Source organism: Nocardia sp. NPDC004860 (assembly GCF_040609015.1).
GTDB lineage: Bacteria > Actinomycetota > Actinomycetes > Mycobacteriales > Mycobacteriaceae > Nocardia.
This window is the reverse complement of record NZ_JBEXJI010000035.1, coordinates 11,448-34,477: the sequence shown is the minus strand read 5'-3', so window position 1 is coordinate 34,477 and position 23,030 is coordinate 11,448. Positions and strand designations below refer to the sequence as shown.

Genomic DNA, 23,030 nt, shown 5'->3' with positions numbered 1-23,030 from the left:
ACGAAAGATCGTGCCCGTCAGCGCTTTTGCTGGGGCGGGCGGCGGGCGATGTCGATCGCCTTCTCGATGCGCTTCGCCGACACCGGGTAGGGGGTGCCGAGTTGCTGGGCGAAGAGGCTGACGCGGAGTTCCTCGATCATCCACCAGATTTCGACGATGTCGCGGCCGCCCCGGCGCGCCTCGGGGAGATTGCCGACGAGGCGGTCGTAGGCGGCGTGGACGCGGTCTAGTTCGGCCAGGCCGGCGCGGTCGCGGTTGGCGGAGGCGGGGAGCGCCTCCAGGCGCAGGCGGGCGGCTTCCAGATAGCGGGGAAGTTCCCGCAGCCGGGCGCTGCCCCACTCGGCGATGAATCCGGGGAAGATCAGGTCGTCGAGCTGGTGCGTGACATCGTCGGTGGCGTCCCGGTCGCGGGATTCGGCGAGGGCGGCACGCAGCCGGTGCGCCTCGGCGAGAACCGGGACGACCGAGCGGACGATGGTCGCGACGGCCGTGGTGAACCGCGGGCGGACCTTCTCCACCAACGCCTGGAATTGCTCGGGACTGCGCACCGGTCCGCCATTGGCGGCGATGAGTTCGTCGGCGGCGCAGGCGCGGCAGTCCTCGACCAGGGCGTCGAGGGTGCCGTACGGATTCTGGCTCAGCGCAAGGCGATCGGTGGGCGGCAGGCCCGCGGTGACGGCGCGGGTATTGGTGGTGATCGCGCCCAGCAGCAGGGCGCGGGTGCCGGTGCGCATGGCGGTGGCCTGGGCGGCGGGGGAGCTGAGGACGCGTACCGCCACGCCGTCCGGCTCCGCGACCAGGGCCGGATAACCGGTAATGGTCTGACCGCTGACCTGGCGCTTCACCGAGGACGGCAGAGTGCCCAGGGATTCGGAGGTCCACACCGTCGACGGGGCCCGCTCGGCGGCGTTGTTGGCGCGCGCTACCGACTTCGAGACCTGTTCCGCCAGGCTGGATTTCAGTTCGGCCAGGCTCTTGCTGCGGGCCACGACGGCGCCGGTCGGGTCGGTGGCGGCGAAGGTCATGCGCAGGTGGTCGGGCAGGCCCGCCGGATCGAGCATGGTGGCGGCGATGGTCACCGAGCCGAGCTGCGACAGTTCCCGGGCCAGCCCGGTGCGCAGTGGTTCGGCGCGCGGGGTGAGGCGGTCCAGGGCGGCCTTGGCGAAGTCGGGTGCGGGAACCACGGTGCGGCGCAGCTGTTTCGGCAGCGTCTTGATGAACGCGGCGGCGAGCTCCTCACGCATGCCGGGGACCAGCCAGTCGAAGCCGACCGAGCGCACGTGCGCGAGCTGGGCGATCGGAATGTGCACGGTGACACCATCGTCGGCCTGACCGGGCTCGAACTGGTAGGTGAGCGGGAAGGTCAGCTCGCCCTGCCGCCAGCTGTCGGGGTAGGCGGTCGGATCCAGCAGTGCCGCATCCTCGTTCACCACCGTGGATGCGGTGAAGTCCAGCAGGTTCGGATCGGTGCGCTGGGTCTTGCGCCACCAGCTGTCGAAGTGCCGCACCGACACGATGTCCGACTGGATGCGCTGGTCGTAGAAGTCGAACAGCACCTGGTCGTCGACCAGGATGTCGCGCCGTCGCGCCCGATGCTCCAGATCCGCGACGTCGTCGAGCAATTCGCGGTTCCGCGCGAAGAAGTCGTGCTTGGTCTGCCACTCGCCCTGCACCAGCGCGTGCCGGATGAACAGCTCCCGCGACAACTCCGGATCGATCCGCCCGAAGTCCACCCGCCGTTGCGTCACCAGCGGAATGCCGTACAGCGTCACCCGCTCGTAGGCCGCCGCCGCACCCCGTTTCGCCGACCAGTGCGGTTCGGAGTACGTGCGTTTCACCAGGTCCCCGGCCAGCCGCTCGGCCCACTCGGGTTCGATCCGGGCCGCCGTCCGTCCCCACAACCGCGAGGTCTCGACCAATTCCGCCGCCATCACCCACCGCGGTGGCTTCTTGGCCAGCGACGATCCGGGGAAGATCATGAACTTGGCATTGCGGGCGCCCAGGAACTCCCGGGTCTCCGCCTCCCGCACACCGATATGCGACAGCATGCCGGCCAGCAACGCCTGGTGGATCGACGTCACATCCCACGGCAGCGAGTCGTTGTCCAGCCCCGCCTTCGCCGCGAGGGTCTCGGCCAGGCCGGACTGCCCGCTCGATCCCGCGCCGCCGCCCCGGCGGCCCGAATCATTGCCGCGTCCGCTGGAACTGCCGCGCCCGCGGTCATCGGCGCGGTGCGAATCCCGGCCGCGCACCGATCCGCTGCGACGCGTGTCGTCAGCGACCGATGCCGACTCCGCTCGCGCGGCCTCGGAGCTCTGCCCACCGCGCTGAGTGGCATTGCCGCCGTTGATGTTGCGGCCCTGCACTGAGCTTGCGGCGGCACCGCCGCGCTCGGCGGATTCGGTTCCGGAGCCGTTCCCGTCGCGCCCGGCACTGCCGGTACCGCTGCCACGGCCTGGGTTACGGCCGCGGCGGTTGCGCGGGTTGCTTCCGGCGTCGTCGGAAGACGTTGCGGTGCGGTCGAATTGGGCGTCCGAGCCCGCGGTGTTCCAGCCGAGGCCGCGGGTGATGGTGCGGAGCTGGCCGTGCAGGTCCTGCCATTCGCGAATGCGGAGGTAGTGCAGGAATTCGTCGCGGCACAGGCGGCGGAACTGGTTGGAGGACAGGGCGTTCCGCTGTTCGCGGAGGTAGTCCCAGAGGCGCAGGTAGGCCAGGAAGTCGGAGCCCTCGACGGTGAAGCGCGCGTGTTTGGCGTCGGCGGCCTGCTGGTGTTCGACGGGGCGTTCGCGGACGTCCTGGATGGACAGGGCCGCGACGATGATGAGGACCTCGGCGAGGCAGCCGCCGCGGTTGGCCTCGACCAGCATGCGGGCCATGCGCGGATCGACCGGGATCTGCGCCATTTCGCGGCCGATGGGGGTGAGGATCAGACCGGCGTCGGGAATGTCCTTGCGCGCACCGGCTTCGGCCTCCGCCCGGGCCAGCGCGCCGAGCTCCTCGAGCAGCGCGATGCCGTCGCGAATGGCGCGGGCGTCGGGGGCCTCGACGAACGGGAAGCTCTCGATATCGCCGAGTCCGAGCGCGGTCATCTGGAGAATGACGGCGGCCAGGTTGGTGCGCAGGATCTCGGGTTCGGTGAACTGCGGCCGGGATTCGAAGTCGTCCTCGGCGTACAACCGGATGGCGATACCGTCCGCGACACGGCCGCAGCGACCGGACCGCTGCCGCGCCGATGCCTGCGAGATGGACTCGATGGGCAGCCGCTGCACCTTCGTGCGCATGGAGTAGCGCGAAATGCGTGCGGTGCCAGGGTCGATCACGTAGCGGATGCCCGGCACCGTCAGCGAGGTCTCGGCCACATTGGTGGCGAGCACCACGCGCCGGCCGGTGTGCGATTCGAATACCCGGTGCTGCTCGGCCGCGGACAGCCGCGCGTACAGCGGCAGAATCTCCGTGCGCGGCAGCCGCATGTCCCGCAGCGAATCCGCGGTGTCGCGGATCTCGCGCTCGCCGGAGAGGAAGACCAGGATGTCGCCGTCGCCCTCGGCCTGCAGTTCCCGCACCGCGTCGCCGATGGCGTCGGTGGGGTCGCGGTCGACGATCCGGGTGTCCTCGTCGTCGGGGTCCTCGGAGGTGACCGGAAGCTCCAGCGACAGCGGCCGGTATCGGACCTCCACCGGATACGACCGTCCCGACACCTCGACAATCGGTGCGGGCGTGCCGTTCTCGTCGGAGAAGTGCCGTGCGAACAGCTCCGGGTCGATGGTCGCGGAGGTGATGATGATCTTCAGATCCGGCCGCTTGGGCAGCAACTGCTCGAGATACCCGAGCAGGAAGTCGATATTGAGGCTGCGCTCGTGCGCCTCGTCGATGATGATCGTGTCGTAGCGGCGCAGCAGCCGGTCACGCTGGATCTCGGCGAGCAGGATGCCGTCGGTCATGAGTTTGACCAGCGTGCGGTCCGACGCCTGATCGGTGAAGCGGACCGTGTAGCCGACCACGTCGCCCAGTTCGGTACCCAGTTCCTCGGCGATGCGCTCGGCCACGGTGCGTGCGGCCAGTCGCCGCGGCTGAGTGTGACCGATGGTGCCGCGGATCCCGCGCCCGAGTTCGAGACAGATCTTGGGGATCTGGGTGGTCTTGCCGGAGCCGGTCTCACCGGCCACGATCACGACCTGGTGTGCGGCGATGGCGTCGGCGATGTCGTCGCGGCGCGCGGAGACCGGTAGCTGCTCGGGATACCTGATGGCCGGGACGGCGGCGCGGCGGGCGTCCACCCGGCGCTGCGCGGCGTCGATATCTGTTTCGAGGTCGGTGAGATCGCCGCCGCGGGCCTTGTCGAGCCTGCGACGCAACCGGTGCTCGTCGCGGATCGAGAGATCGGCCAGGCGGGTACGAAGCTCGCGAGAGGTGGCGGCGGTCCTGGTCATTGCATCGTCAACGATAGCGAAGAGTCGGTCCGGGCCGGTCGGCGCGGTATCCGGCGGCCCGATCTCGCGCTTGCCCGAAGTGTGCCGCACCGGCGTATCGTCCGCGGTCGGGCGGTTCGGCATGCGACCATCGGGCCATGGCCGTCAGAGGTGGAACGCCCGCGTGGATCCGGGTGCTGCGCATCGTCTTCGGAATCCTGGGCTTGGTCGCGCTGGTCTGGATTCCGCTGCGCAATGTGGGCAACCCGAACTATTCGTATCTCAACTTCTTCAGCTACTTCACCATCCAGTCCAACATCCTGGGCATCATCGTGCTGCTGGTCGGCGGGCTGCGTGACCCGGCCGGCCGGCGCTGGCAGGTGCTGCGCGGCGCGGCCACCCTCTACCTGACCATCACCCTCGTCATCTACGCGGTGCTGCTGGCCGATATCGATGTGCAGCTGACCGAGCGGTGGATCAACGACACCCTGCACCGGGTGATCCCGATCGTGCTGATCGCGGACTGGTTGCTGGTGGCCGCCGGTCTGAAGCCGACCATCCGGCTCATCCTGGGCTGGCTGGCCTACCCGCTGGCCTACGGCGCCTACACGCTGTCGCGCGGGCCGTTCGCCGATTGGTACCCCTACCCGTTCATCGACCCCCGCGACCAGGGCTACGCCCAGCTGTCCGGCGGGCTGGTGATCATGGCCGTGATCTTCGCCATCCTGGGCGTGCTCGCGGCGGCGCTGAACGGGCTGGTACCCAGGGCCGTCGGCCGCTGACTCCGGCTCGGAGCGCCCGGGTCACGAAGACACTGCGCGGGTCATGAAGACACTGTGCGGGTCCGCAGCGTAATCCGAGAACGGCCCGCACTCTTCGAACCCGTAGCGCTCGTACAGCCGCACCGCGGGCCGATAGAACTCCGACGCCCCGGTCTCCAGGCTCAACCGCGCGTATCCGCGCGTGGCGGCCTCGGCGAGGATGTGCCGCAACAACTGTGAGGCCACCCCGCGCCCCCGGTGACTCGCCGCCGTCCGCATGGACTTGATCTCACCGTGCATCGGATCCAGCTCCTTGAGCGCCCCGCACCCGGCCAGTTCCGTGCCCGCCCACGCCGACCAGAAGGTGATCTCGGGCTTGCGCAGCGCCGCCACATCGAGGGCGTGCATGCTGTCCTCGGGCGAGTTCGCCAGCATCTCGGCAACGTGGGCCTCGAGTAGTCCGATCACCTCGTCCCCGCTCAGATCGTCGATCACAATGCGCATGCCGTCAGGCTATCCGCCGAGCTCGGGACCATGACTGCATGGGCCGCGCCGCCGGTTCCGGGCACTGACCGCACGCGCCAACCCGCCGACCTACCGTGCCGTCCGTTCCAGTGTGGTGCGTGTGCACTCCTGCGACCGGTGAGACTCGGTGTGGTCGGCCGGATTTCGTGAACATTTCGGGTTTTCCGGCTCGGCTGTTCGGGCCGTCGTGGGCGCAACGCAATGGCACGGTTCCGAGGGTGCTGCCGCGGGGCGTCGGATACGTGCACGCCGGCTCGAAGCTGAAGACGGCCCGGAAGCCGCAGGGCTCCGGGCCGTTTCCACGCCGCCGGACCTCACATGCCGCGAGTTCCGGAATGGCCCGATCAGGGCGGTCAGCGTTCGTGGGTTTCCGCCAGGACGGTCCGGCCGACCCGCGCGTACCGGGCGGGGGAGCGACGCTTCAGATATTCGGCGAAACCGAAGCCGCCCAGGGCGATTGCGGCGACCAGCCACGGGGTGGCCTTCAGGACCAGGGAGCTGGATTCGGCGCCCGCGGCGGTACCCATATTGAGGACCAGCAACCCGACCACCCCGGCCATGGCGAGGCCGCCCAGCAGCGGAGCCAGCACGGTGCGGAACCAGTGCCGGCTCTCGGGGTGATGGGTGCGGAAGTAATTGAGCACCGCGAAGGAACAGGCCGCCTGGACCACCAGGATGGCCATGGTGCCGAGGATCGCCAGCAGCGTGTAGGTGCCGGAATAGGGATCCTTGCCCGCGATTCCGAAGCCCGCGACCAGCGCGCAGGCGATGACCGTCTGGACCACGCCCGCGATGTGCGGTGACCCGTGCCGAGGATGGGTGCGGCCGACGGTGCGCTCGAGCACGGGGAAGACGCCCTCCCGGCCGAGCGCGTAGAGGTAGCGGGCGGCGCAGTTGTGGAATGCCATGCCGCAGGCCAGCGATCCGGTCATCATGAGCCACTGCATGGCGCTCACCGCCCAATGCCCGACATAGGTCTGGGTGGGGTGGAAGAACAGGTCCATCGGGTTGTCGGAGGACGCCAGCGCCGCCGACTCCCCGATGCCGTTGCCGGACATGGCCATCCACGACACGAGTACATAGAACACGCCCACGCCGATGACCGCGATCATGGTGGCCTTGGGGATGATCCGCTTGGGGTCACGGGATTCCTCGCCGTACATGGCCGTCGACTCGAATCCGACCCACGACCAGAACGCGAAGAACAAGCCCAGCCCCGCCGACGGCCCGGTGAAGGCATTGACCGGATTCAGCGGCGCGAACGAGAATCCGTGCGGCCCACCGCCGTGCAGCGCCACCGCGATACCCATGATGGCCAGCACCGCGCACTCGGTGCCCAGCAGCACGACCAGGAACTTCTCCGCGACGGCCACCCCGAACCAGGTGCCCAGGGCATTGATCGCCAGCATGACGATCGCGAACACCCACCAGGGCACGTGCACACCGAACTGTGCCGCAACGGTATTCGTGCCGAAGCTGGAGAAGATCCCGACCAGCGATCCCTCGAACACCATGTACGCGAAGGTGGCCAGCAGTCCCGCCGCCAGCCCGGCCGAGCGGCCCAGTCCGAACGAGATGAACCCGTAGAACGCGCCGGTCGCGGTGATGTGCTTGGACATGGTGGTGAAGCCCACCGAGAACACCGCGAGCACCACCATCGCGATCAGGAACGCGGCGGGCGTGCCCGTCCCGGTCCCGGCCGAGATCATGAACGGCACATTGCCGGTCATGGCGGTGATCGGCGCGGCAGTGGCGATGGCCATGAACACCACCCCGAGCAAACCCACGGCATTGGCTTTGAGGCGGTGCACCCCGTCGGGTGGATTGGCGCCGGGCGGCGCGGTGGTGGCGCGTTCGATCTGCTGCGTCATGGATCCGTCTCTCTGCTGCGCCCGCCCCGGAATCACCGGGTGGCGGGCTCTTTTCCGATGGCGCGGAACGCTATAGGCGGTCTGTAACAGCGGCGGGTGTGCGACGGTGACCGTCAGCGGGAAAGGCGCAGGATATTTCTCTCGCCTCGAGACAAGCCGATGTTACCTGTGTTTACGCCCGTGCAATACGGATCGGCGACGCTGTGGCAACCCGTTGTCAGGGAACCGATCCAGAGAGAGGCGCACGGATGAGATCGGCTGCGCCGAGTCGGCCCCCGGTGTCCGGACGTTCGCCGGTGCGCGGATTGACGCGGCGCGAACTGCCTTTCGTGCCGGTGTTCGCGCAGTCGGTCGCGGCCATCGCCCCGTCGGGAACGGCCGTGGTCACCCCGGCGTTCGTGATCGGCGCGGCCGGCGGCGGGGCGAGCGTGGCCGCGTTCCTGGCGGCGGCGCTGCTGGCCTGGGGTGTGGCGCTGGTGATCCGGCCGATGGCGCAGCGGCTGGCGGTGACCGGCGGGCTGTACACGTATGTGGCCAAGGGGCTCGGTCCCGCGGTGGCCGTACCGGTCGGCTGGTCGGCGATCGCCGGGTACGCGAGCGTCAGCGTGGCGGGGCTGATCGCGGTCGGCACGTATCTGGACCAGGTCGCGGTGACCGCCGGACTCGGCGGATTCGGCGGGACCGCAACGATTGTCGCGCTGCTGCTGATCGCGGCCTCGGCCGCGGCCGTGCTCATGGTGCGGGGGATCCGGCTGTCCGCCTCGGTGACCCTGCTGATCGAATGCGTCTCGGTGGTGACGGTCCTGGCCCTGATGGGCTACCTGCTGACCCGCGACGGCGTCGGCGCACAGGCCGGCCGCGCCTTCGAATGGCACGGTGGCACCGGTGGTCTCGCCATGAGTGCGGTGGTGGCCATCAGCGCTTTCGTCGGGTTCGAGAGTGCGACAACGCTGTCCGCCGAAGCCTACCGGCCCTTCCGGTCGGTGCCGCGCACGCTGGCGTGGACGCCGGTCGCCGCCGCGGTTATTTATCTGATCACGGTGTCCGCGCAGGCGGTGGCGCTGGCCGCCGCGCCGCCGGGCCTGGCCGCCGGTTCCACACCGGTGACGGACCTGGTGTTGCAGGACAATTCGCGTTTCCTGAGCGCGGTGCTGGACCTCGGGGTGGCGGCGTCGTTCTTCGCCTGCACGGTCGCCTCGATCAATGCCCTGGTCCGTGTGCTGTTCACCATGGGCCGCGAGGGCATCGCCCCGGCCGCGGCCGGTCGCACGCACCCGCGTTTCCACACGCCCGCGCCCGCGATCGTCGCGGTGGTCGGCGCGGTGACGGCCTGCGCGGTCTGGTACCTGCTGTCGGGAGCCGAACCGCAGGACGGGATTCGGAGCTTCCTCACCCTGAGCGCGCTCGGCTATCTGGGCTCGTATCTGCCCGCCTGCCTGGCCACTCCGGCGCTGCTGCGCCGCATAGGCGAACCCAGCCGTGGCATGGCGCTGCTCGGCACGGTCACCGCGGCCCTGCTCGGAATCCTCATGGTCGCCGCCGCGGTATCCGCCCGCAACGACAATGTCACCGTCGTGATCGCCTACGCCGCGGTGCTTGCGGCCGCCGCGCTGTTCACCGTCGCGCTGCGGGTCTGCGCGCCGGATCGGTTGCGCGGTCTCGGCATCTACGACGAGCCGCAGCGCGCGGACCTGCTGCCCACCGCGACCTTCCGGTAGGCGCGATGAAGGACTCCCGCCGCACCACCACCGTCTCCAACTCCATCGCCATTCTCGAGGCGGTCGCCGACTGCGGCGTGGGCGTCACCGCCAAGGAGATCGCCGAACGCCTCGGCATCGCCCCCGCCACCACCTATCGGCTGCTGAACTCCCTTGTCGCCGATGAGTATCTGGTCCGCACCGCCGATCTGCGCGGCTTCGCGCTGGGTGCGCGGCTGCACGGGTTCGCGGCCGCCATCCGGATGCCGGTGGTGCCTGCGGCCGCGGACGGGCTGCTCGGCGAATTCCGTGCGTCCACCCGATTCGCGGTGCACCTCATGAACTTCCGCCCGGCCGCGGTCCAGGTGCTCAGCGAGGACCCGGACCATCCGATTCCGGGCGAGCGGGAGCTGTCACGGCATCTGCACGCCTCCGCCGCGGGCAAACTACTGCTCGCCGCACGGACCGAATGGCGCACGCTGGTCGCGCACCCGGTGCGGATCGCGGCGCGCACCAAGATCGATCACACCGCCCTCGCCGAGGATCTACGGACCGTCCGTGAGTCCGGATATGCCAGGGCCGCAGACGAACTCGTGCCCGGCGTCGCCTGTCTGGCGCTCCCCATCTACAACGCTCTGGGCAGCCTCGCGGGTGCGCTGTGCCTGAGCGGCCCGAGCAACCGGCTGCCGGCGCTCGAGACCCACCGCGATCCGGCCCGTGATTGCGCCGCCCGCCTGGGCCCGCTGCTCTACTGACTCGCCCCGCTGCTCCATCGACGTCGTCCCGCGCCGACAATCATTGGCCGCCCTCGGGTGTGCGCTCCTGACCTGGGTCCACATCCGACCTGACAGGACGATAGTGGCATTCATGCCTGGGTGATCGAGTACGTCATGCAGCGGCCCGATCACCTGTGGGCACAGCCGCCCAAGACCGAACTCCCGTTCTCCACCCCGCGCGGCTGGCACATGCTCTCCGACGCCCTGCACTCCTACGGCGACGACATCGACGACACCACCTGGCGGTGTTGTCGTCCGGAATCCTCACCGCCGCACACGCTTCCGGCTTCCGCGCCTTCGTCAAGACCGTACGGCACGCCTACGACCTGGAGGCCGTCGTCAAGGGTGAGGCGGGCTGGCCCCGCAATCCCGCCGACCGTGACCTGCCGTACTTCCTGTCGGAGGCGTTCCGGGCCCGGCTCGTCGAGGAACTCCCCGCATCCCGCGAGCACGCGTCGCCCGGGGTGAAACGGTTCTCGCTGCGCGCCAAGACCATGCTCACCGAACTGGCCGAGATCTCGGTCGAGTGCGCGCAGCTGGCCCACGATGCCGGATACCTGCCGGTCGACGAGATCGCCTCCCGCGTTCGCGTGCGCGGTCGCGGCGGCATCGTGCTGCAACCGGGCATCCGGCTGCTCGAACGCGCCGACGACTTCCCGGCCGACGGACCGATTCTGGTCATCACCGACGGCATGATCGATGTCCTGCGCATCCGCCACGAACACGCCTTCCTGATCCCCGCGGGCCCCGCGCTGCCGTTCCGCCCCCACGGACCGGTCTTCCGGATCCGCTGACCCCCAACATTTCTCGGATCGGCTTTATCTCAGAAGGTGAACTGATCGCCGTAGGCGGTGGTCTGCACCACCCCCTGCACGGTACTCACCGTGGTCGTGACGAAGGGGACGGCCGACACCGGCGAGGCGCATTGGGCGACGTTCAACGCGGCGTTGTTGAACGTGATGCGGTACGGGAACACGGTGGTGTCGTCCAGGGCCGACGTTGCCGTTGTCGCGATGGTGACCTGGCCGGGCCCCAAGGTGGCCGTCAAGACCTCTGTCAGGCCCAGCGCCCCGCCGACACTGGGTCCGAGGTCGATGCTGGGCGGACTGGCGCTGGTCTGGGTGGTCGTGGTCGTGGTAGTTGGGGTCGTTGGTGTGGTCGGGGTGGTCAGGGTGGTTTCGCTGGCGCTGGCTGGGGTGGTCGGCGTGGTCGGGGTGGTCGGGGTGGTCGGGGTGGTCGGAGTGGTTGGTGTGGTTGGGGTCGTTGGGGTGGTCGTGGTTGGGGCGGCGCTGGCCGGGCTGGTGGTGGTTGGGGCGGCGCTGGCCGGGCTGGTAGCGGTCAAGGCGGCGCGGGCTGGGCTGGTAGTGCGTAAGGCAACGCGTGCTGGGCTGGTAGTGGGTGTGATGGCGCTGGGTGTGGTGACCGAGGCGATGGGCGTACTCGGGATGGGCGTGACCGTCGCGATCGGCGCGCTGACATCGCTCGCGGGGCTCGCAGGGGTCGCGGGGCTCACTGTCGGGGCAAGGGCGCCGGCCCAGCCTTGATTGGGCTCGATTCCGACGGTGAAGCCGCCGGCCACACTGATCCCGCAGCCGAGGATGAACCCTGCGACGGCCTGGCCGGACGTGATCGGGTCACCCTCCACATTGACCGAGTAATCGCCGGACATCTGCGCGGCATGCGAGAACGTCATAAGGTAGTTCGGAGTCCGGTTGCCGGGCGGATTCACCCCGACGCTGTCGACGGATGCCGTCACATGAACTCCCGAACCGGTTACATCCGAGCCGGGCGGCTGGGCTCGGCCCGGGTTGGTACCCCAGGCCCACACGCCCAGGACCCCCAGGGTTGCCACGGCCGTGCCCGCCGCGGCGACGATTAGTAGACGCCGCAAACCTGGATCCTTTCTCGAAGATGTGCGCTAGCGTTTCTTCCAGAGTTCGATATCGCAGGAACAGCCGCTATTGGCTGGCAAATAGAGCGTATCGGAGACATCGGGTCGGGTAGCGAACGCGGCGATAAGGCGTGTCGACCAGGGAATTCCTGCTGACCAGGAAATATCCGCCACGAAATACATTGCCGGAAAAAGGTTTCGGGCTGCACTACTTCTCGTTCGCTGCAGGATTGCCGGGACCGTCCAGTGTGCGCAGTCGTGCGTCGAAGCTCCGCATCTCGCGGGGGATCCCTGTCATCGCCTCTGCTCGACCGAATAGCGCAGCAGGTTCAGGTTCGCGCTCGGCCGGGAATCGGTCACCCAGTGGCGGTGCCCGGGCGGGGGATTCGGCAGGGGAAAGGCGGGGGAGCCGGGGCCGGAGGGTGTCAGCATGGAAGGGGGAGCCGGTCGCCGCGGTGAGAGGTGGTGGGGTGTGGCGGTATTCATGGAGCAGGACGGGGTGGTGCGGTGGGTCGCGGTGATCGCCTTCTGCCTGGCCGCCGCCCTGGTGGCCGCCAGACTGGGCACGGCGCGCCAGGGCCCGTGCGCCGGGTCGCGCGGGGATCGGGAGTCGGACGCCGCACACCTGGTGATGTGCCTGGTCATGCTGGGAATGCTCGTGTTTCCGACGGTCGCCGATCCGCACGCGGTGCGCGGGGTGCTGACGGCCATGGTGGTTGTGTACACGCTGTTGCTGGCAGATCGGATGCTGCGGTGGCGCAGCGGGATTTCGGACCCGGACACCGGGGGCGGCACGGTCGGCGCGTTCGCGTATCACGTGCTGGGGGCCGCGGCGATGCTGTACGCGATGAGCGGGCACGAGCCGCACGAACACGGTGGGCACGGGCCTTCGGGGCCCGCGCCCGGCGCGGTGCTGATATTGGCCACGCTGTTCGCGGCGGACGCGGCGGTCATGGCGGTGCCGGCGCTGCGCCACCGGTTGCCACGGGTGTTCCCTCATCCCATGGGCATGGCCGGATCGCTGGCCGTGGTGCCGCACCTGGTAATGGATCTCGGCACCGCCTACATGCTCGTCGCCGCCGCGGCCGGGTGACCCGGGGGCCGTTCGACCTGTTCACCGTCGTGATGGTGAGATGGTGAAGAAAGGTCGGTTCGCCCGGATGGGCGTGGCCGATATCGGGTGATGGAGGTGCTCTGGATGGGTTCGCTGTGGCATGGCTTCGCCGATATGGGTGCGGTCGAGCGGGACGGGGCGTTCGTGGTGGCGCGCGGCGAGGGCGCGTACATCTGGGACGAGGGCGGGGCACAGTACCTCGATGCCACCGGCGGTCTCTGGTTCGCCAATATCGGGCACGGCCGCCGCGAGATCGCCGACGCGGTCGCCGCCCAGCTGACCCAGGTCGCGCACTACTCCAACTTCGGCGATCTGACCTCACCGGTGACCCGTGATCTGGCCGAGCGGCTCTCGGCCCTGGCGCCGGTGCCCGGCAGCAAGATCTTCTTCACGTCCGGCGGATCCGACGGCGTCGACACCGCCGCCAAGCTGGCCCGCCGGTACTGGCAGGAGCTGGGCCGCCCCGAGAAGACCATTCTGGTCGGCCGTCAGAAGGCGTACCACGGCATGCATGTCGGCGGCACCGCGCTGTCCGGCATCCCGGTCAACGCCGAGGGTTACACCGGTGTCCTGATGCCCGACACCCGCACCATCGAATGGGATCAGGCCAAGGCACTGACCGCGCTCATCGAGGAGGTCGGCGCGGACCGGATCGCGGCGTTCTTCGCCGAGCCCATCATCGGCGCGGGCGGGGTGTATCTGCCGCCGGAGGGCTACCTCACCGAGGTCCGGCGGATCTGCCGCGACAACGACATCCTCTTCGTCGCCGACGAGGTCGTCACCGGTTTCGGCCGCATCGGCGGATCCTGGTTCGCCTCCTCGCGTTTCGGCCTGGAACCCGACCTCATGACCACCGCCAAGGGCCTCACCTCCGGGTACGTCCCCATGGGCGCGGTCTTCGTCGCGCCCCGCGTCGCCGAGCCGTTCTTCGCCGGCGGCGTCTGGTGGCGGCACGGCTACACCTACGGCGGTCACGCCGGCGCGGCCGCCGCGGCCATGGCCAACCTCGACATTGTCGAGCGCGAGCATCTGCTCGATGCCAGCAAGAACCTGGAATCCCTGCTGCACCAGTACTTCTCGCCGCTGGCCGAGCACCCGCGGGTCGCCGAGGTGCGCAGCGGCCTGGGTGCGGTCGCCGCGGTCCAGCTGGCCGATCCGGCCGAGGCCCTCGCCATGGTGAAAACCCTGCGCGCCCACGGTGTCTCGACCCGCGCCGCCGGTCAGGGTGCCCTGCAGATCTCGCCGTCGTTCGTCATCACCGAGGCCCAGGTCGCGGAGATGGCCGACCGCTTCGCCCGCGCCCTGGGCTGAACCGGACCGGGCGGAGTGCCCGACCGCTAGTGACCGTGCCCGCCGGAGAGTTCACCGGCGGGCACGTGGCGTAGCTTGGCCACGGCCAGCACACCTACGAGGAGTGCGCCCACCGCCGCGACTCCCGCCGTGATGTGCACACCGTGGATGAACGCCGTGCGGGCCGCGGTCAGGACCGCGGAACCCATATCGCCGGGGAGCGTCGCGGCCACCTGGACCGCCTCCCCCAGCGTTTCGCGCACCGCATCCGCACCTGGCAGCTCGCGCGGCAGCGCGTCGGCCAGATCGGCGCGGTAGATGGCCAGGCTGATGCTGCCCAGGATCGAGATGCCCAGGGCGCCACCGAGTTCCGCGCCGGTCTCGGACACCCCCGAGGCGGCGCCCGCCTGCTCCGGCGGGGCGGAGCCGACGATCAGCTCGGTGGTGATGCCGAAGACCGGGGCCAGCCCCAGGGCGATGAGCAGCGAGGCGATCACCGCCAGGACCGGGCCGCCGTGCGCCGACAGCTGGGTGAGCATGACCAATCCCAGTGCGGCCAGCAGCATTCCGGCGCCGATCAGGTAGGCGGGCCGCACGACCCGCACGATACGCGGGGCCGCCTGCGAACCGATGATGAAGCCGACACTGGACGGCGCCATGGCCGCACCGGCCTGCATGGGCGTCATTTCCAGAACCAGCTGGAAGTACTGGGCCACGAACAGGAAATAGCCGAACGCCACGAAGATGGCGATCACATTGATGCCCAGCGCGGTGCGGAACGCGCCCAGCCGGAACAGCCGCAGATCCAGCATGGGATCGGGACGGGTGAGCTGACGGCGCACGAACAGCGCGCCCGCGAGCAGCCCGGCCACCGCGGCCACCAGCGGCACTGTCCCCGGCCCATCCTGCGCGAGCTTCTTCATGGCCAGCACCAGCGCCACCATGGTGACCACACTGAGTGCGGCGCTGCTCAGATCGAGCCGCCCGGCCTCCGGATCACGGAACTCCGGCAGCACCCGCGGCCCGAGCACCAGCAACAGCGCCATGACCGGTACGGCCAGCAGGAATACCGAACCCCACCAGAAATGCTCCAGCAGTATGCCGCCCAGCAGCGGGCCGACCACACCGCCCGCGGAGAACGCGCTCACCCAGGTGCCCACGGCCAGCGACCGCTGCCGGGGATCGCGAAACATGTTGAAGATCAACGACAGTGTCGACGGCGCGATGGTCGCGCCCGCGATGCCCAGCAGCGCCCGGCACCCGATCAGGAATTCGGCGGTGGGGGAGAAGGCCGCGACCACCGACACCACGCCGAACAGCGCCCCGCCGAGCAGCAATAACCGCCGTCGCCCGATGCGGTCGCCGAGCGTGCCCATGGTGATGAGCAGACCGGCCAGCATGAACCCGTAGACGTCGATGATCCACAGCAGTGCGGTGCTGCTCGGATGCAGTGTCGCGCTGATCTGTGGCACCGCCAGGTGCAGCACGGTCAGATCCATGGCGTAGACCAGGCAGGCCAGCGCCAGCACCCCGAGGCCGATCCACTCGCGCCGTCCCGCCCGGTCGGACCGCTCGGGCGCGGTCGGTGACTCGACGGAGGTGTCCACGGCGAAATGTCCTTTCCAGGGGGTGATCAGCTGCGGCCGATGGCTGCGGCGCGCCCCCAACCATCCCACCGCCCCCCGACAGCCGCGCAACCGATTTTGCCGCCGCACCGGCGGTAGGCTGCGGCAATGGCCGAGTTCGAGAGCTACCGCGCCAACCTCGAGGTGGCCGACCTCACGCCCACCGTCGACTTCCTGCGCGATGTGCTGGGGTTCGTCGTCGAGGTCGACGAGCCCGCGATGGGGCTGGCGCTGCTGCGCCGCGGCGGAGTGGGCCTGGGCATCGTGCGGACGCCCCGCCCGGCCGTCAACGAGACCACCGCCGGATACGTCGGCGTGGACGATGTCGACGCGCTCTACGCGCACTGCGTGCGCCACGGCGGCGAGATCACCACCGAGCTCACCGAACACCCGTGGGGGCTGCGGGATTTCGTGCTGCGCATCCCGGGCGGCCATCGGCTCGCCTTCGGACAGCGCATCGGCCCGGCGGCCTAGGCCGTCGGGCCGATCGGGTCACGGTGTGCCGAAAGGGTTTTGCCGCTAGATCAGAATCGGGTGATCGGCGACCACGCGGCCGCCGACCCGGGCCCAGCCATCGGAATCCCATTCGGTGAAGATCTGGGAGCCCTCGCCCTGCGTGATGTTCAGCCCGCGGGTGAGCAGGGCGGTCAGCGCGATGGCGGCCGCGCCCGTGGCCTGGTCCTCGGGAAGTCCCATGGCGGGGGCGAACATTCGCGCGCGGACCGCGCCGCGCGGCTCGTCGGCCCAGGCCCAGCAGTAGTGCTGGCCTGCCGGGAAGTCGGCCGGATCCAGGGTGGCGATCTCGGCCGGATCCTCGAACTGGTGGAATTCGAAGGCGGGGGCCCATTCGGCCCGGGCGCGGGCCCAGGTCAGGCCCTCGGCGAGGGTCACCTCGACCGGCCCGGCGGGCACGTCGATGATCTTCACGGGTTGCAGCTGGTCATTGAGCCACCACGCGGTGCCGACCGTGGGGTGCCCGGCGAAGGGCAGCTCGGTGGCGGGGGTGTAGATACGCATTTTCACTCGCCCGTCGACCGGGTCGTCGACCACCACGGTCTCGCTGTAGCCCACGCGGGCCGCCAGCGCCTGATGGTCGGCATTCTCGACGGCGGAGCGGCGGACGATGCCGAGCAGATTGCCGAAACGCCCGGCCGCGTCGGTGAACACGCGCACGACTTCGATTTGAGCGCCATCACTTTCCGGAACGGTCATGTCAAGCGAGCTTACCGACAGTTATCGATTCGCGGGAGGCCCGCATATGCCTCGCTTGTTGGCCGGGGCGGTTTCCGATCCGACCGGCGACCGTATTGCGGCAATCGATGAGCAAATGCAGAAAAGGGCTGTACACCCGCAGGTGTACAGCCCTTTCGGCTGGACTCGACTAGACGGTGGCGGTGGCCAGCGCCTCGGTCGATGCCACGGCCTGGCCCACGCCCGCCACGATCGCGGCGGCGCGCAGCGCCTCGAAGATCACCTCGCGCGAGACGCCCGCCTCGCGCAGCGTGTGCTCGTGCGCCTCCAGGCAGTGCTGGCAGCCGTTGATCGAGGAGACCGCGAACGACCACAGCTCGAAATCGGCCTTGTCCACGCCCGGCGTGCCGATGATCTGCATGCGCAGGCCCGCGCGCAGATCGTCGTAGCGGCCCTCCAGGAATGCCTTGCCGCGGTAGAACACATTGTTCATGCCCATGATCGACGCGGCGCCGAGCGCGGCGTTGTACGCCTCGGCGGACAGCACGTCGGCCGCCTCCTCGGCGATCTCGCGCAGCGTGGTCGCCGAGCGGGTGGCCGCGGCCGACGCCAGCAGGGTGCCCCACAGCTGCTGCTCGTTGAGCACGGTGGTGCGCGCCAGCGAGGACAGGTTGAGCTTCAGATCCTTGGCGTACTCGGGCAGCGAGTTCTTGAGATTTTCGATGGTCACGACGAATTCCTTTGCGAGCCTTGTTACACCGAAGCGGTCATGAGCTCGCCGGCCTGGATGGTCGGGTCACCCTTCTTCCAGTTGCAGGCGCACAGCTCGTCGGACTGCAGCGCGTCCAGCACCCGCAGCACCTCCTCGACATTGCGGCCCACCGAACCGGCGGTGACGGACACGAACTGGATCTCGTTGTTCGGGTCGACGATGAAGGTGGCGCGGTCGGCGACGCCGTCGGCATTGAGAACGCCGGTGGCGGTGGCCAGTTCGCGCTTGAGGTCGCTCAGCATCGGGAACGGGAGGGTCTTGAGGTCCTCGTGCTGGGCGCGCCACTGGAAGTGGACGAACTCGTTGTCGACAGAGGCGCCCAGCACCTGCGCGTCGCGGTCGGCGAACTCGTCGTTCAGCTTGCCGAAGGCGGCGATCTCGGTCGGGCACACGAAGGTGAAGTCCTTGGGCCAGAAGAAGACGATGCGCCACTTGCCGGCGTAGTCGTCGCTCGAGATCTGGGTGAAGTAGTCGTCGGGCTGCTGAGCGTTCACCTTCGAGAGATCGCCGCCGATGACAGCCTTCAGGTTGTAGGCGGGGAACTGATCGCCGATGGTCAGCAGGGCCATGCTTGCTCTCCTCATATGTAGTCGTGCCGATTGTGTCGAGACGTATATACGATCTTTGCCGAACTGCGGTGAGAGGTAAACGTGATCGGTCGCACTATACTGATAGGCGTGACTGATCAAACTTATCAGCCCACCCTGTCACAGCTGCGTGCGTTCGCTGCCATCGCGGAATACCGGCACTTCGGCACCGCGGCGACGCGGCTCGGCGTGAGCCAGCCCACGCTATCGCAGGCATTGGCATCATTGGAAAACGGACTGGGGCTCCAGTTGATCGAGCGCAGTACGCGCCGGGTCCTGGTCACCGCCGACGGCAAACGGCTACTGCCGCAAGCCATTGCCACCCTCGAGGCCGCCGACCGATTTGTCGCCTCCGCTGCTGGTGAGGGGCTGCGCGGCACCCTGCGGCTCGGCATCATCCCGACCATCGCGCCGTACGTGCTGCCCCGGCTGCTGCCCGAATTGCGTACGCGGGTGCCCGCTCTGGTGCCGCACGTCATCGAGGACCGGACCGCCCGGCTGCTCGACGGGCTGCGCTCGGGCGTCCTGGACGTGGCGCTGCTGGCGCTGCCCACCGATGTCGCCGGACTGGTCGAGATACCGCTCTACACCGAGGAGTTCGTGCTAGTGCTGCCACGCGAGCACGAACTGGCCGGGCGCACCGACCTGACACCCGCCGACCTGGACGCGCAGCCGCTGCTGCTCCTCGACGAGGGCCACTGCCTGCGCGACCAGACCCTGGAACTGTGCCGGGCGCACGACGCGCAGCCGGGTGCGGTCGGCGACACCCGCGCGGCCTCGCTGGCCACGGTGGTGCAGTGCGTCGCGGGCGATCTCGGCGTCACGCTGATCCCGGCCATGGCGGTGGCCGCCGAAACCGCGCGCGGCACCTTGGACATCGCGACCTTCGCGGCGCCCGCGCCGGGCCGCACGGTCGGACTGGCGTTCCGCTCCTCCACCGCCCGGGGCGACGACTACGACCAGCTCGCCGAGATCATCCGGGAATGCCGGCCGCGCTGACCCCTCGTGCGGTGCACGGCGCTGACCCCTCGTGCGGTGCACGGCGCTGACCCCTCGTGCGGTGCACGGCGCTGACCCCTCGTGCGGTGCACGGCGGCGACCCCGGCAATTCCGGCAACCTGCGCGGTTGCGTCACCACAGGGTGTCTGAAACGCTCGGGCCTATGCGGATTCACCACCTGAACTGCGGCACCATGGGATTCGGCCTGATCGATCACTGCCTGCTCATCGAGACCCGGGACGCGCTCGTGCTCGTCGACACCGGGTTCGGGCTGGAGGCCGTGCGGCAGCCCGGCAAGATGGTGGGTGCCAGCCGTTTCCTGCTGGGGGCGAAGCCGGCCGAGGCCGAGACAGCGGTGCGCCAGATCCAGCGCCTGGGCTATGACCCGCGTGATGTCCGCCACGTCATCCTGACCCATCTCGACCTGGACCACTCCGGCGGGCTGTCGGACTTCCCCGAGGCCACCGTGCACGTGCACGGACCCGAATTCCGCGCCGCCACCGCCACACCCACCCTGTCCGAGCGGTTGCGCTACCGGGCCGCGCAGTGGGCGCACGGGCCCAAGTGGATGGTGAACGAGGTCGAGGGCGGTGTGGACTGGTTCGGGTTCACCGCGGTGCGCGACCTGCCCGGACTGCCGCCGGAGATCCTGGTGGTGCCGCTGGCGGGGCACACCCGCGGGCACGCCGGGGTCGCGATCGACCATGGCAACGGGTGGCTGCTGCACGCGGGTGACTCGTTCTTCGCGGAGTCCAGCATCCATCCCGAGGAGCCGTTCACGCCGTTCTGGTGGAAGGTGTACGAGACCGGAGCCATTGCGGGCGAGGCGTATCGGGCCAATCAGCGGCGGCTGCGGGAACTCAGGAAGCTGCACGGTGACCAGGTGACCATCATCAACTCGCACGACGCGGGTATTTTCGCCCGTACGGCCGGCAGATGACCGGCCCCGGCTCTCGGGAACTTCCCGCGCCGCCGCCCCGCGGTTCGAGGTGGAGCCGATCGCGGTTACCGGCGGCGGGTGAGCCCCTGTTCGTCTACGGGACTCTGCAATTCGGCCCGGTGCTGACCGAATTGATCGGGCGGGTACCGGCAATGGAACCCGCGCGCTCGATCGGGCGGCGGGCGGCCGCGCTGCCCGGCCGCGCGTATCCGGGACTGGTGACCGCGACCGGCTCCGTGACCGAGGGCTACCTGCTCGCCGGGCTGACCGCCGACGAGTGGCGGGTGCTCGATGCTTTCGAGGACGACGAATACGATCTGCTGCCGGTGTCCGTGCACGCGGGGAAGCGGGTCGGCTACGCGTGGACCTATGCCTGGACCGCCGAGGTCGAGGACTTCGAGTGGTCGCCCGGGGCGTTCGCCTCCGAGCACCTTCCGCGTTACGTGGGGAAATGCGCTGCGTGGCGGCGAAATCTGGTCCTGCTCAGCGAGACTGTATGACGCCGGACACACTCGTGCGGTAGAAGTTGATCGCATGGATGCAGAGGGCACTGAGCCAACAGTGGCGAGCGTGCGATCGCAGGCGCTCGGAGATCTCCTGCGGCGCAGCGCCGCCCGGGTCCCGGACAAGACCGCGCTGGTCTGGCGAGAGCGGCGGGAGAGCTACGCCGATCTCGATGCGGCGGTGAACCGGGTCGCGCACAGCTTGGCCGATCGCGGTGTGACGCAGGGCGATCGGGTCGCGATCTATTCGCACAACTGCCGCGAGTTCGTGCTCGTGTACTTCGCGCTGGCCCGGCTCGGCGCGATCTCGGTGCCGATCAACTTCATGCTCACCGCCGACGAGGTGGCCTTCATCCTCGAACACTCCGGGGCTGTCGCACTGATCACCGAGGACGGACTGGCCAGGGAGGCCGAGGCCGCGGTGAAACAGCTGGGCCACAGCGAGATCCGGCTGTTCGGCTGGATCGGCCTGGGCGGGCTGCCCGCGACGGCCGGGTGGGAGGACGTGAGCGCGTGGGAACACCACCCCGACGCCTCGGCGCCGCAGGTGTTCGTCGGCGACGACGATCCCATCCAGATCATGTACACCTCCGGCACCGAGTCCCGCCCCAAGGGCGCGGTGCTGTCCAGCCGCGGGCTCATCGCGCAGTACACCAGTGTGGTGGTGGACGGGCGCATGAGCGCCGACGACATCGAGGTGCACGCGCTGCCGCTGTACCACTGCGCCCAGCTGCACTGCTTCCTCACGCCCGACCTGTGGCTCGGCGCGACCAGCATTCTGCTGCCGAGCCCCGATCCCGCGACGATCCTGCGCACCATCGAGACGGAGCGCGCCACCAAACTGTTCTGCCCGCCTACGGTGTGGGTGTCGCTGCTGCGGCATCCCGACTTCGACGGTTATGACCTGTCCTCCCTGCGCAAGGGCTACTACGGCGCCAGCATCATGCCCGTCGAGGTGCTGGCCGAACTCTCCGAGCGGCTACCCGGGGTGGGGCTCACCAACTTCTACGGCCAGACCGAACTCGCGCCGCTTGCCACGGTCCTCGCGCCCGAGGACCAGCTGACCAAGCCCGGTTCGGCGGGCCGCCCGGCCCTCAATGTCGAGACCCGCGTGGTCGATGACGACGACATCCCGGTGGGCGTCGGCGTGGTGGGCGAGATCGTGCACCGCTCCCCGCAAGCCATGCTCGGCTACTGGAACGACCCCGCGAAAACCGCGGAAGCCTTCCGCAACGGCTGGTTCCACAGCGGCGACCTCGGCGTCCTGGACGCCGACGGCTACCTCAGCGTCGTCGACCGCAAGAAGGACATGATCAAGACCGGCGGCGAGAACGTCGCCAGCCGCGAGGTCGAAGAGGTCCTCTACGAGCACCCCGAGATCTCCGAGGCCGCCGTGGTGGGCATCCCGCACCCGCACTGGATCGAAGCCGTCACCGCGATCGTGGTGGCCCGCAATGGAACCGACCCCGACGCCGCCACCGTCATCGCGCACTGCAAGCAGCGGCTCGCCGGCTACAAGGTCCCCAAGTACGTGACGTTCGTCGAGGCGCTCCCCAAGAACCCCAGCGGCAAGATCCTCAAACGCGAACTACGCACCGCCCACGCCCATCTCGCCACCGAGGCCTGATCCCGCGATCTCGTCCAGGTGCGCGACATTCGCGCGATCGCCGGGGTCCGCACTCGGGGCCCCGGCGAACCAGGCGTCCAGAATCTCGGCCAGCTGCGCCCGTGAGGTGAGCCGCAGACTCAATGCCAGCACGTTGGCGTCATTCCACTTCCGTGCTCCCTCGGCGGTATACGCGTCCACGCACAGCGCCGCCCGCACCCCCGGCACCTTGTTCGCCGCAATGGAAGCGCCGGTCCCGGTCCAGCAGCACACCACCGCCTGCTCGGCCCGTCCCTCCGCGACATCCCGCGCCGCGGCCTCACTGGCCCAGGCCCAGTCGTCGCGTTCCGCGGGCTCCAGCGCGCCGTGCACGGTCACCTCGTGCCCGCGGGCCCGCAGCTCCTCGACCACGGCCGCGGCCACGCCGGTGTCCTCGTCAGCGGCAACCGAAAACCTCATGGATGCAGTATCGC

At 69.3% G+C, this 23,030-nt stretch carries 20 protein-coding genes; 11 read left to right on the top strand and 9 right to left on the bottom strand.

Features of this window, described 5'->3' with window-relative positions; translation table 11 throughout:
• Window positions 1-17 precede the first annotated feature (17 nt).
• Window positions 18-4,430, bottom strand: coding sequence for an ATP-dependent RNA helicase HrpA (hrpA, locus tag ABZV44_RS38990; protein ID WP_354848178.1), 4,413 nt, complete (start codon window positions 4,428-4,430; stop codon window positions 18-20).
• Between the two features lie 137 nt (window positions 4,431-4,567).
• Here hrpA and ABZV44_RS38985 point away from each other — a divergent pair, with 137 nt between their 5' ends.
• Window positions 4,568-5,191, top strand: coding sequence for a Pr6Pr family membrane protein (locus tag ABZV44_RS38985; RefSeq protein WP_354848175.1), 624 nt, complete (start codon window positions 4,568-4,570; stop codon window positions 5,189-5,191).
• A gap of 21 nt (window positions 5,192-5,212) precedes the next feature.
• On the opposite strand, the gene ABZV44_RS38980 is transcribed toward ABZV44_RS38985, so the two are convergent.
• On the bottom strand, window positions 5,213-5,674 hold the full coding sequence (locus tag ABZV44_RS38980; protein ID WP_354848172.1) for a GNAT family N-acetyltransferase: 462 nt from the start codon (window positions 5,672-5,674) through the stop codon (window positions 5,213-5,215).
• 374 nt (window positions 5,675-6,048) lie between these two features.
• On the bottom strand, window positions 6,049-7,566 hold the full coding sequence (locus tag ABZV44_RS38975) for an APC family permease (RefSeq protein ID WP_354848169.1): 1,518 nt from the start codon (window positions 7,564-7,566) through the stop codon (window positions 6,049-6,051).
• 278 nt (window positions 7,567-7,844) lie between these two features.
• Here ABZV44_RS38975 and ABZV44_RS38970 point away from each other — a divergent pair, with 278 nt between their 5' ends.
• The 3 genes from ABZV44_RS38970 (at window position 7,845) to ABZV44_RS38960 (ending at window position 10,833) form a co-directional block, all read left to right on the top strand.
• Window positions 7,845-9,284 carry an APC family permease gene (locus ABZV44_RS38970; RefSeq protein ID WP_354848166.1) on the top strand — a complete coding sequence of 480 codons (1,440 nt, stop codon included), beginning with the start codon at window positions 7,845-7,847 and terminating at the stop codon, window positions 9,282-9,284.
• Window positions 9,285-9,289: 5 nt separating this feature from the next.
• Window positions 9,290-10,018, top strand: a complete 729-nt coding sequence (locus tag ABZV44_RS38965; RefSeq protein ID WP_354848163.1) for an IclR family transcriptional regulator C-terminal domain-containing protein — start codon at window positions 9,290-9,292, stop codon at window positions 10,016-10,018.
• A 266-nt stretch (window positions 10,019-10,284) separates the two neighbouring features.
• Window positions 10,285-10,833, top strand: a complete 549-nt coding sequence (locus ABZV44_RS38960) for a hypothetical protein (protein WP_354848160.1) — start codon at window positions 10,285-10,287, stop codon at window positions 10,831-10,833.
• A gap of 29 nt (window positions 10,834-10,862) precedes the next feature.
• On the opposite strand, the gene ABZV44_RS38955 is transcribed toward ABZV44_RS38960, so the two are convergent.
• The gene (locus ABZV44_RS38955) at window positions 10,863-11,930 is read right to left on the bottom strand and encodes an MspA family porin (RefSeq protein WP_354848157.1); all 1,068 of its coding nucleotides are present in this window, start codon (window positions 11,928-11,930) and stop codon (window positions 10,863-10,865) included.
• A 472-nt stretch (window positions 11,931-12,402) separates the two neighbouring features.
• Here ABZV44_RS38955 and ABZV44_RS38950 point away from each other — a divergent pair, with 472 nt between their 5' ends.
• Complete coding sequence (locus ABZV44_RS38950; RefSeq protein ID WP_354848154.1) at window positions 12,403-13,023, top strand: DUF5134 domain-containing protein; 621 nt, start codon at window positions 12,403-12,405, stop codon at window positions 13,021-13,023.
• A 105-nt stretch (window positions 13,024-13,128) separates the two neighbouring features.
• A complete protein-coding gene (locus ABZV44_RS38945) occupies window positions 13,129-14,355 on the top strand; it encodes an aminotransferase class III-fold pyridoxal phosphate-dependent enzyme (protein ID WP_354848151.1) in 1,227 nt (408 codons plus the stop codon).
• A gap of 26 nt (window positions 14,356-14,381) precedes the next feature.
• On the opposite strand, the gene ABZV44_RS38940 is transcribed toward ABZV44_RS38945, so the two are convergent.
• Window positions 14,382-15,941 carry an MFS transporter gene (locus ABZV44_RS38940; protein ID WP_354848148.1) on the bottom strand — a complete coding sequence of 520 codons (1,560 nt, stop codon included), beginning with the start codon at window positions 15,939-15,941 and terminating at the stop codon, window positions 14,382-14,384.
• Window positions 15,942-16,067: 126 nt separating this feature from the next.
• Here ABZV44_RS38940 and ABZV44_RS38935 point away from each other — a divergent pair, with 126 nt between their 5' ends.
• On the top strand, window positions 16,068-16,433 hold the full coding sequence (locus ABZV44_RS38935) for a VOC family protein (protein WP_354848145.1): 366 nt from the start codon (window positions 16,068-16,070) through the stop codon (window positions 16,431-16,433).
• Window positions 16,434-16,478: 45 nt separating this feature from the next.
• On the opposite strand, the gene ABZV44_RS38930 is transcribed toward ABZV44_RS38935, so the two are convergent.
• The 3 genes from ABZV44_RS38930 to ABZV44_RS38920 form a co-directional block, all read right to left on the bottom strand.
• Entirely contained in the window at window positions 16,479-17,171 is a 693-nt protein-coding gene (locus ABZV44_RS38930; protein WP_354848142.1) for a PhzF family phenazine biosynthesis protein, read from the bottom strand.
• 169 nt (window positions 17,172-17,340) lie between these two features.
• Window positions 17,341-17,880 carry a carboxymuconolactone decarboxylase family protein gene (locus ABZV44_RS38925; protein ID WP_354848140.1) on the bottom strand — a complete coding sequence of 180 codons (540 nt, stop codon included), beginning with the start codon at window positions 17,878-17,880 and terminating at the stop codon, window positions 17,341-17,343.
• 23 nt (window positions 17,881-17,903) lie between these two features.
• Complete coding sequence (locus tag ABZV44_RS38920; RefSeq protein ID WP_354848138.1) at window positions 17,904-18,491, bottom strand: peroxiredoxin; 588 nt, start codon at window positions 18,489-18,491, stop codon at window positions 17,904-17,906.
• A gap of 108 nt (window positions 18,492-18,599) precedes the next feature.
• Here ABZV44_RS38920 and ABZV44_RS38915 point away from each other — a divergent pair, with 108 nt between their 5' ends.
• From ABZV44_RS38915 to ABZV44_RS38900, 4 genes are all read left to right on the top strand, one after another.
• Window positions 18,600-19,508, top strand: coding sequence for a hydrogen peroxide-inducible genes activator (locus ABZV44_RS38915; protein ID WP_354848135.1), 909 nt, complete (start codon window positions 18,600-18,602; stop codon window positions 19,506-19,508).
• 163 nt (window positions 19,509-19,671) lie between these two features.
• A complete protein-coding gene (locus tag ABZV44_RS38910) occupies window positions 19,672-20,448 on the top strand; it encodes an MBL fold metallo-hydrolase (RefSeq protein WP_354848132.1) in 777 nt (258 codons plus the stop codon).
• The gene (locus tag ABZV44_RS38905) at window positions 20,445-20,948 is read left to right on the top strand and encodes a gamma-glutamylcyclotransferase family protein (RefSeq protein WP_354848129.1); all 504 of its coding nucleotides are present in this window, start codon (window positions 20,445-20,447) and stop codon (window positions 20,946-20,948) included. Before ABZV44_RS38910 ends, ABZV44_RS38905 begins: the two co-directional genes overlap by 4 nt.
• A gap of 34 nt (window positions 20,949-20,982) precedes the next feature.
• Window positions 20,983-22,578: an acyl-CoA synthetase gene (locus ABZV44_RS38900; protein ID WP_354848126.1), complete on the top strand. Its 1,596-nt coding sequence runs from the start codon at window positions 20,983-20,985 to the stop codon at window positions 22,576-22,578.
• Here ABZV44_RS38900 and ABZV44_RS38895 read toward each other — a convergent pair.
• Window positions 22,540-23,016: an RpiB/LacA/LacB family sugar-phosphate isomerase gene (locus ABZV44_RS38895; RefSeq protein ID WP_354848123.1), complete on the bottom strand. Its 477-nt coding sequence runs from the start codon at window positions 23,014-23,016 to the stop codon at window positions 22,540-22,542. The two genes, ABZV44_RS38900 and ABZV44_RS38895, sit on opposite strands and share 39 nt — an antisense overlap.
• Window positions 23,017-23,030: the final 14 nt, after the last annotated feature.

Excerpts from the sequence above, each read along its gene's own strand:
- hrpA (WP_354848178.1), bottom strand. The coding sequence starts at position 4,430 with ATGACCAGGACCGCCGCCACCTCTCGCGAGCTTCGTACCCGCCTGGCC.
- ABZV44_RS38985 (WP_354848175.1), top strand. The coding sequence starts at position 4,568 with ATGGCCGTCAGAGGTGGAACGCCCGCGTGGATCCGGGTGCTGCGCATC.
- ABZV44_RS38980 (WP_354848172.1), bottom strand. The coding sequence starts at position 5,674 with ATGCGCATTGTGATCGACGATCTGAGCGGGGACGAGGTGATCGGACTA.
- ABZV44_RS38975 (WP_354848169.1), bottom strand. The coding sequence starts at position 7,566 with ATGACGCAGCAGATCGAACGCGCCACCACCGCGCCGCCCGGCGCCAAT.
- ABZV44_RS38965 (WP_354848163.1), top strand. The coding sequence starts at position 9,290 with ATGAAGGACTCCCGCCGCACCACCACCGTCTCCAACTCCATCGCCATT.
- ABZV44_RS38945 (WP_354848151.1), top strand. The coding sequence starts at position 13,129 with ATGGGTTCGCTGTGGCATGGCTTCGCCGATATGGGTGCGGTCGAGCGG.
- ABZV44_RS38935 (WP_354848145.1), top strand. The coding sequence starts at position 16,068 with ATGGCCGAGTTCGAGAGCTACCGCGCCAACCTCGAGGTGGCCGACCTC.
- ABZV44_RS38930 (WP_354848142.1), bottom strand. The coding sequence starts at position 17,171 with ATGACCGTTCCGGAAAGTGATGGCGCTCAAATCGAAGTCGTGCGCGTG.
- ABZV44_RS38920 (WP_354848138.1), bottom strand. The coding sequence starts at position 18,491 with ATGGCCCTGCTGACCATCGGCGATCAGTTCCCCGCCTACAACCTGAAG.
- ABZV44_RS38910 (WP_354848132.1), top strand. The coding sequence starts at position 19,672 with ATGCGGATTCACCACCTGAACTGCGGCACCATGGGATTCGGCCTGATC.
- ABZV44_RS38905 (WP_354848129.1), top strand. The coding sequence starts at position 20,445 with ATGACCGGCCCCGGCTCTCGGGAACTTCCCGCGCCGCCGCCCCGCGGT.
- ABZV44_RS38900 (WP_354848126.1), top strand. The coding sequence starts at position 20,983 with ATGGATGCAGAGGGCACTGAGCCAACAGTGGCGAGCGTGCGATCGCAG.
- ABZV44_RS38895 (WP_354848123.1), bottom strand. The coding sequence starts at position 23,016 with ATGAGGTTTTCGGTTGCCGCTGACGAGGACACCGGCGTGGCCGCGGCC.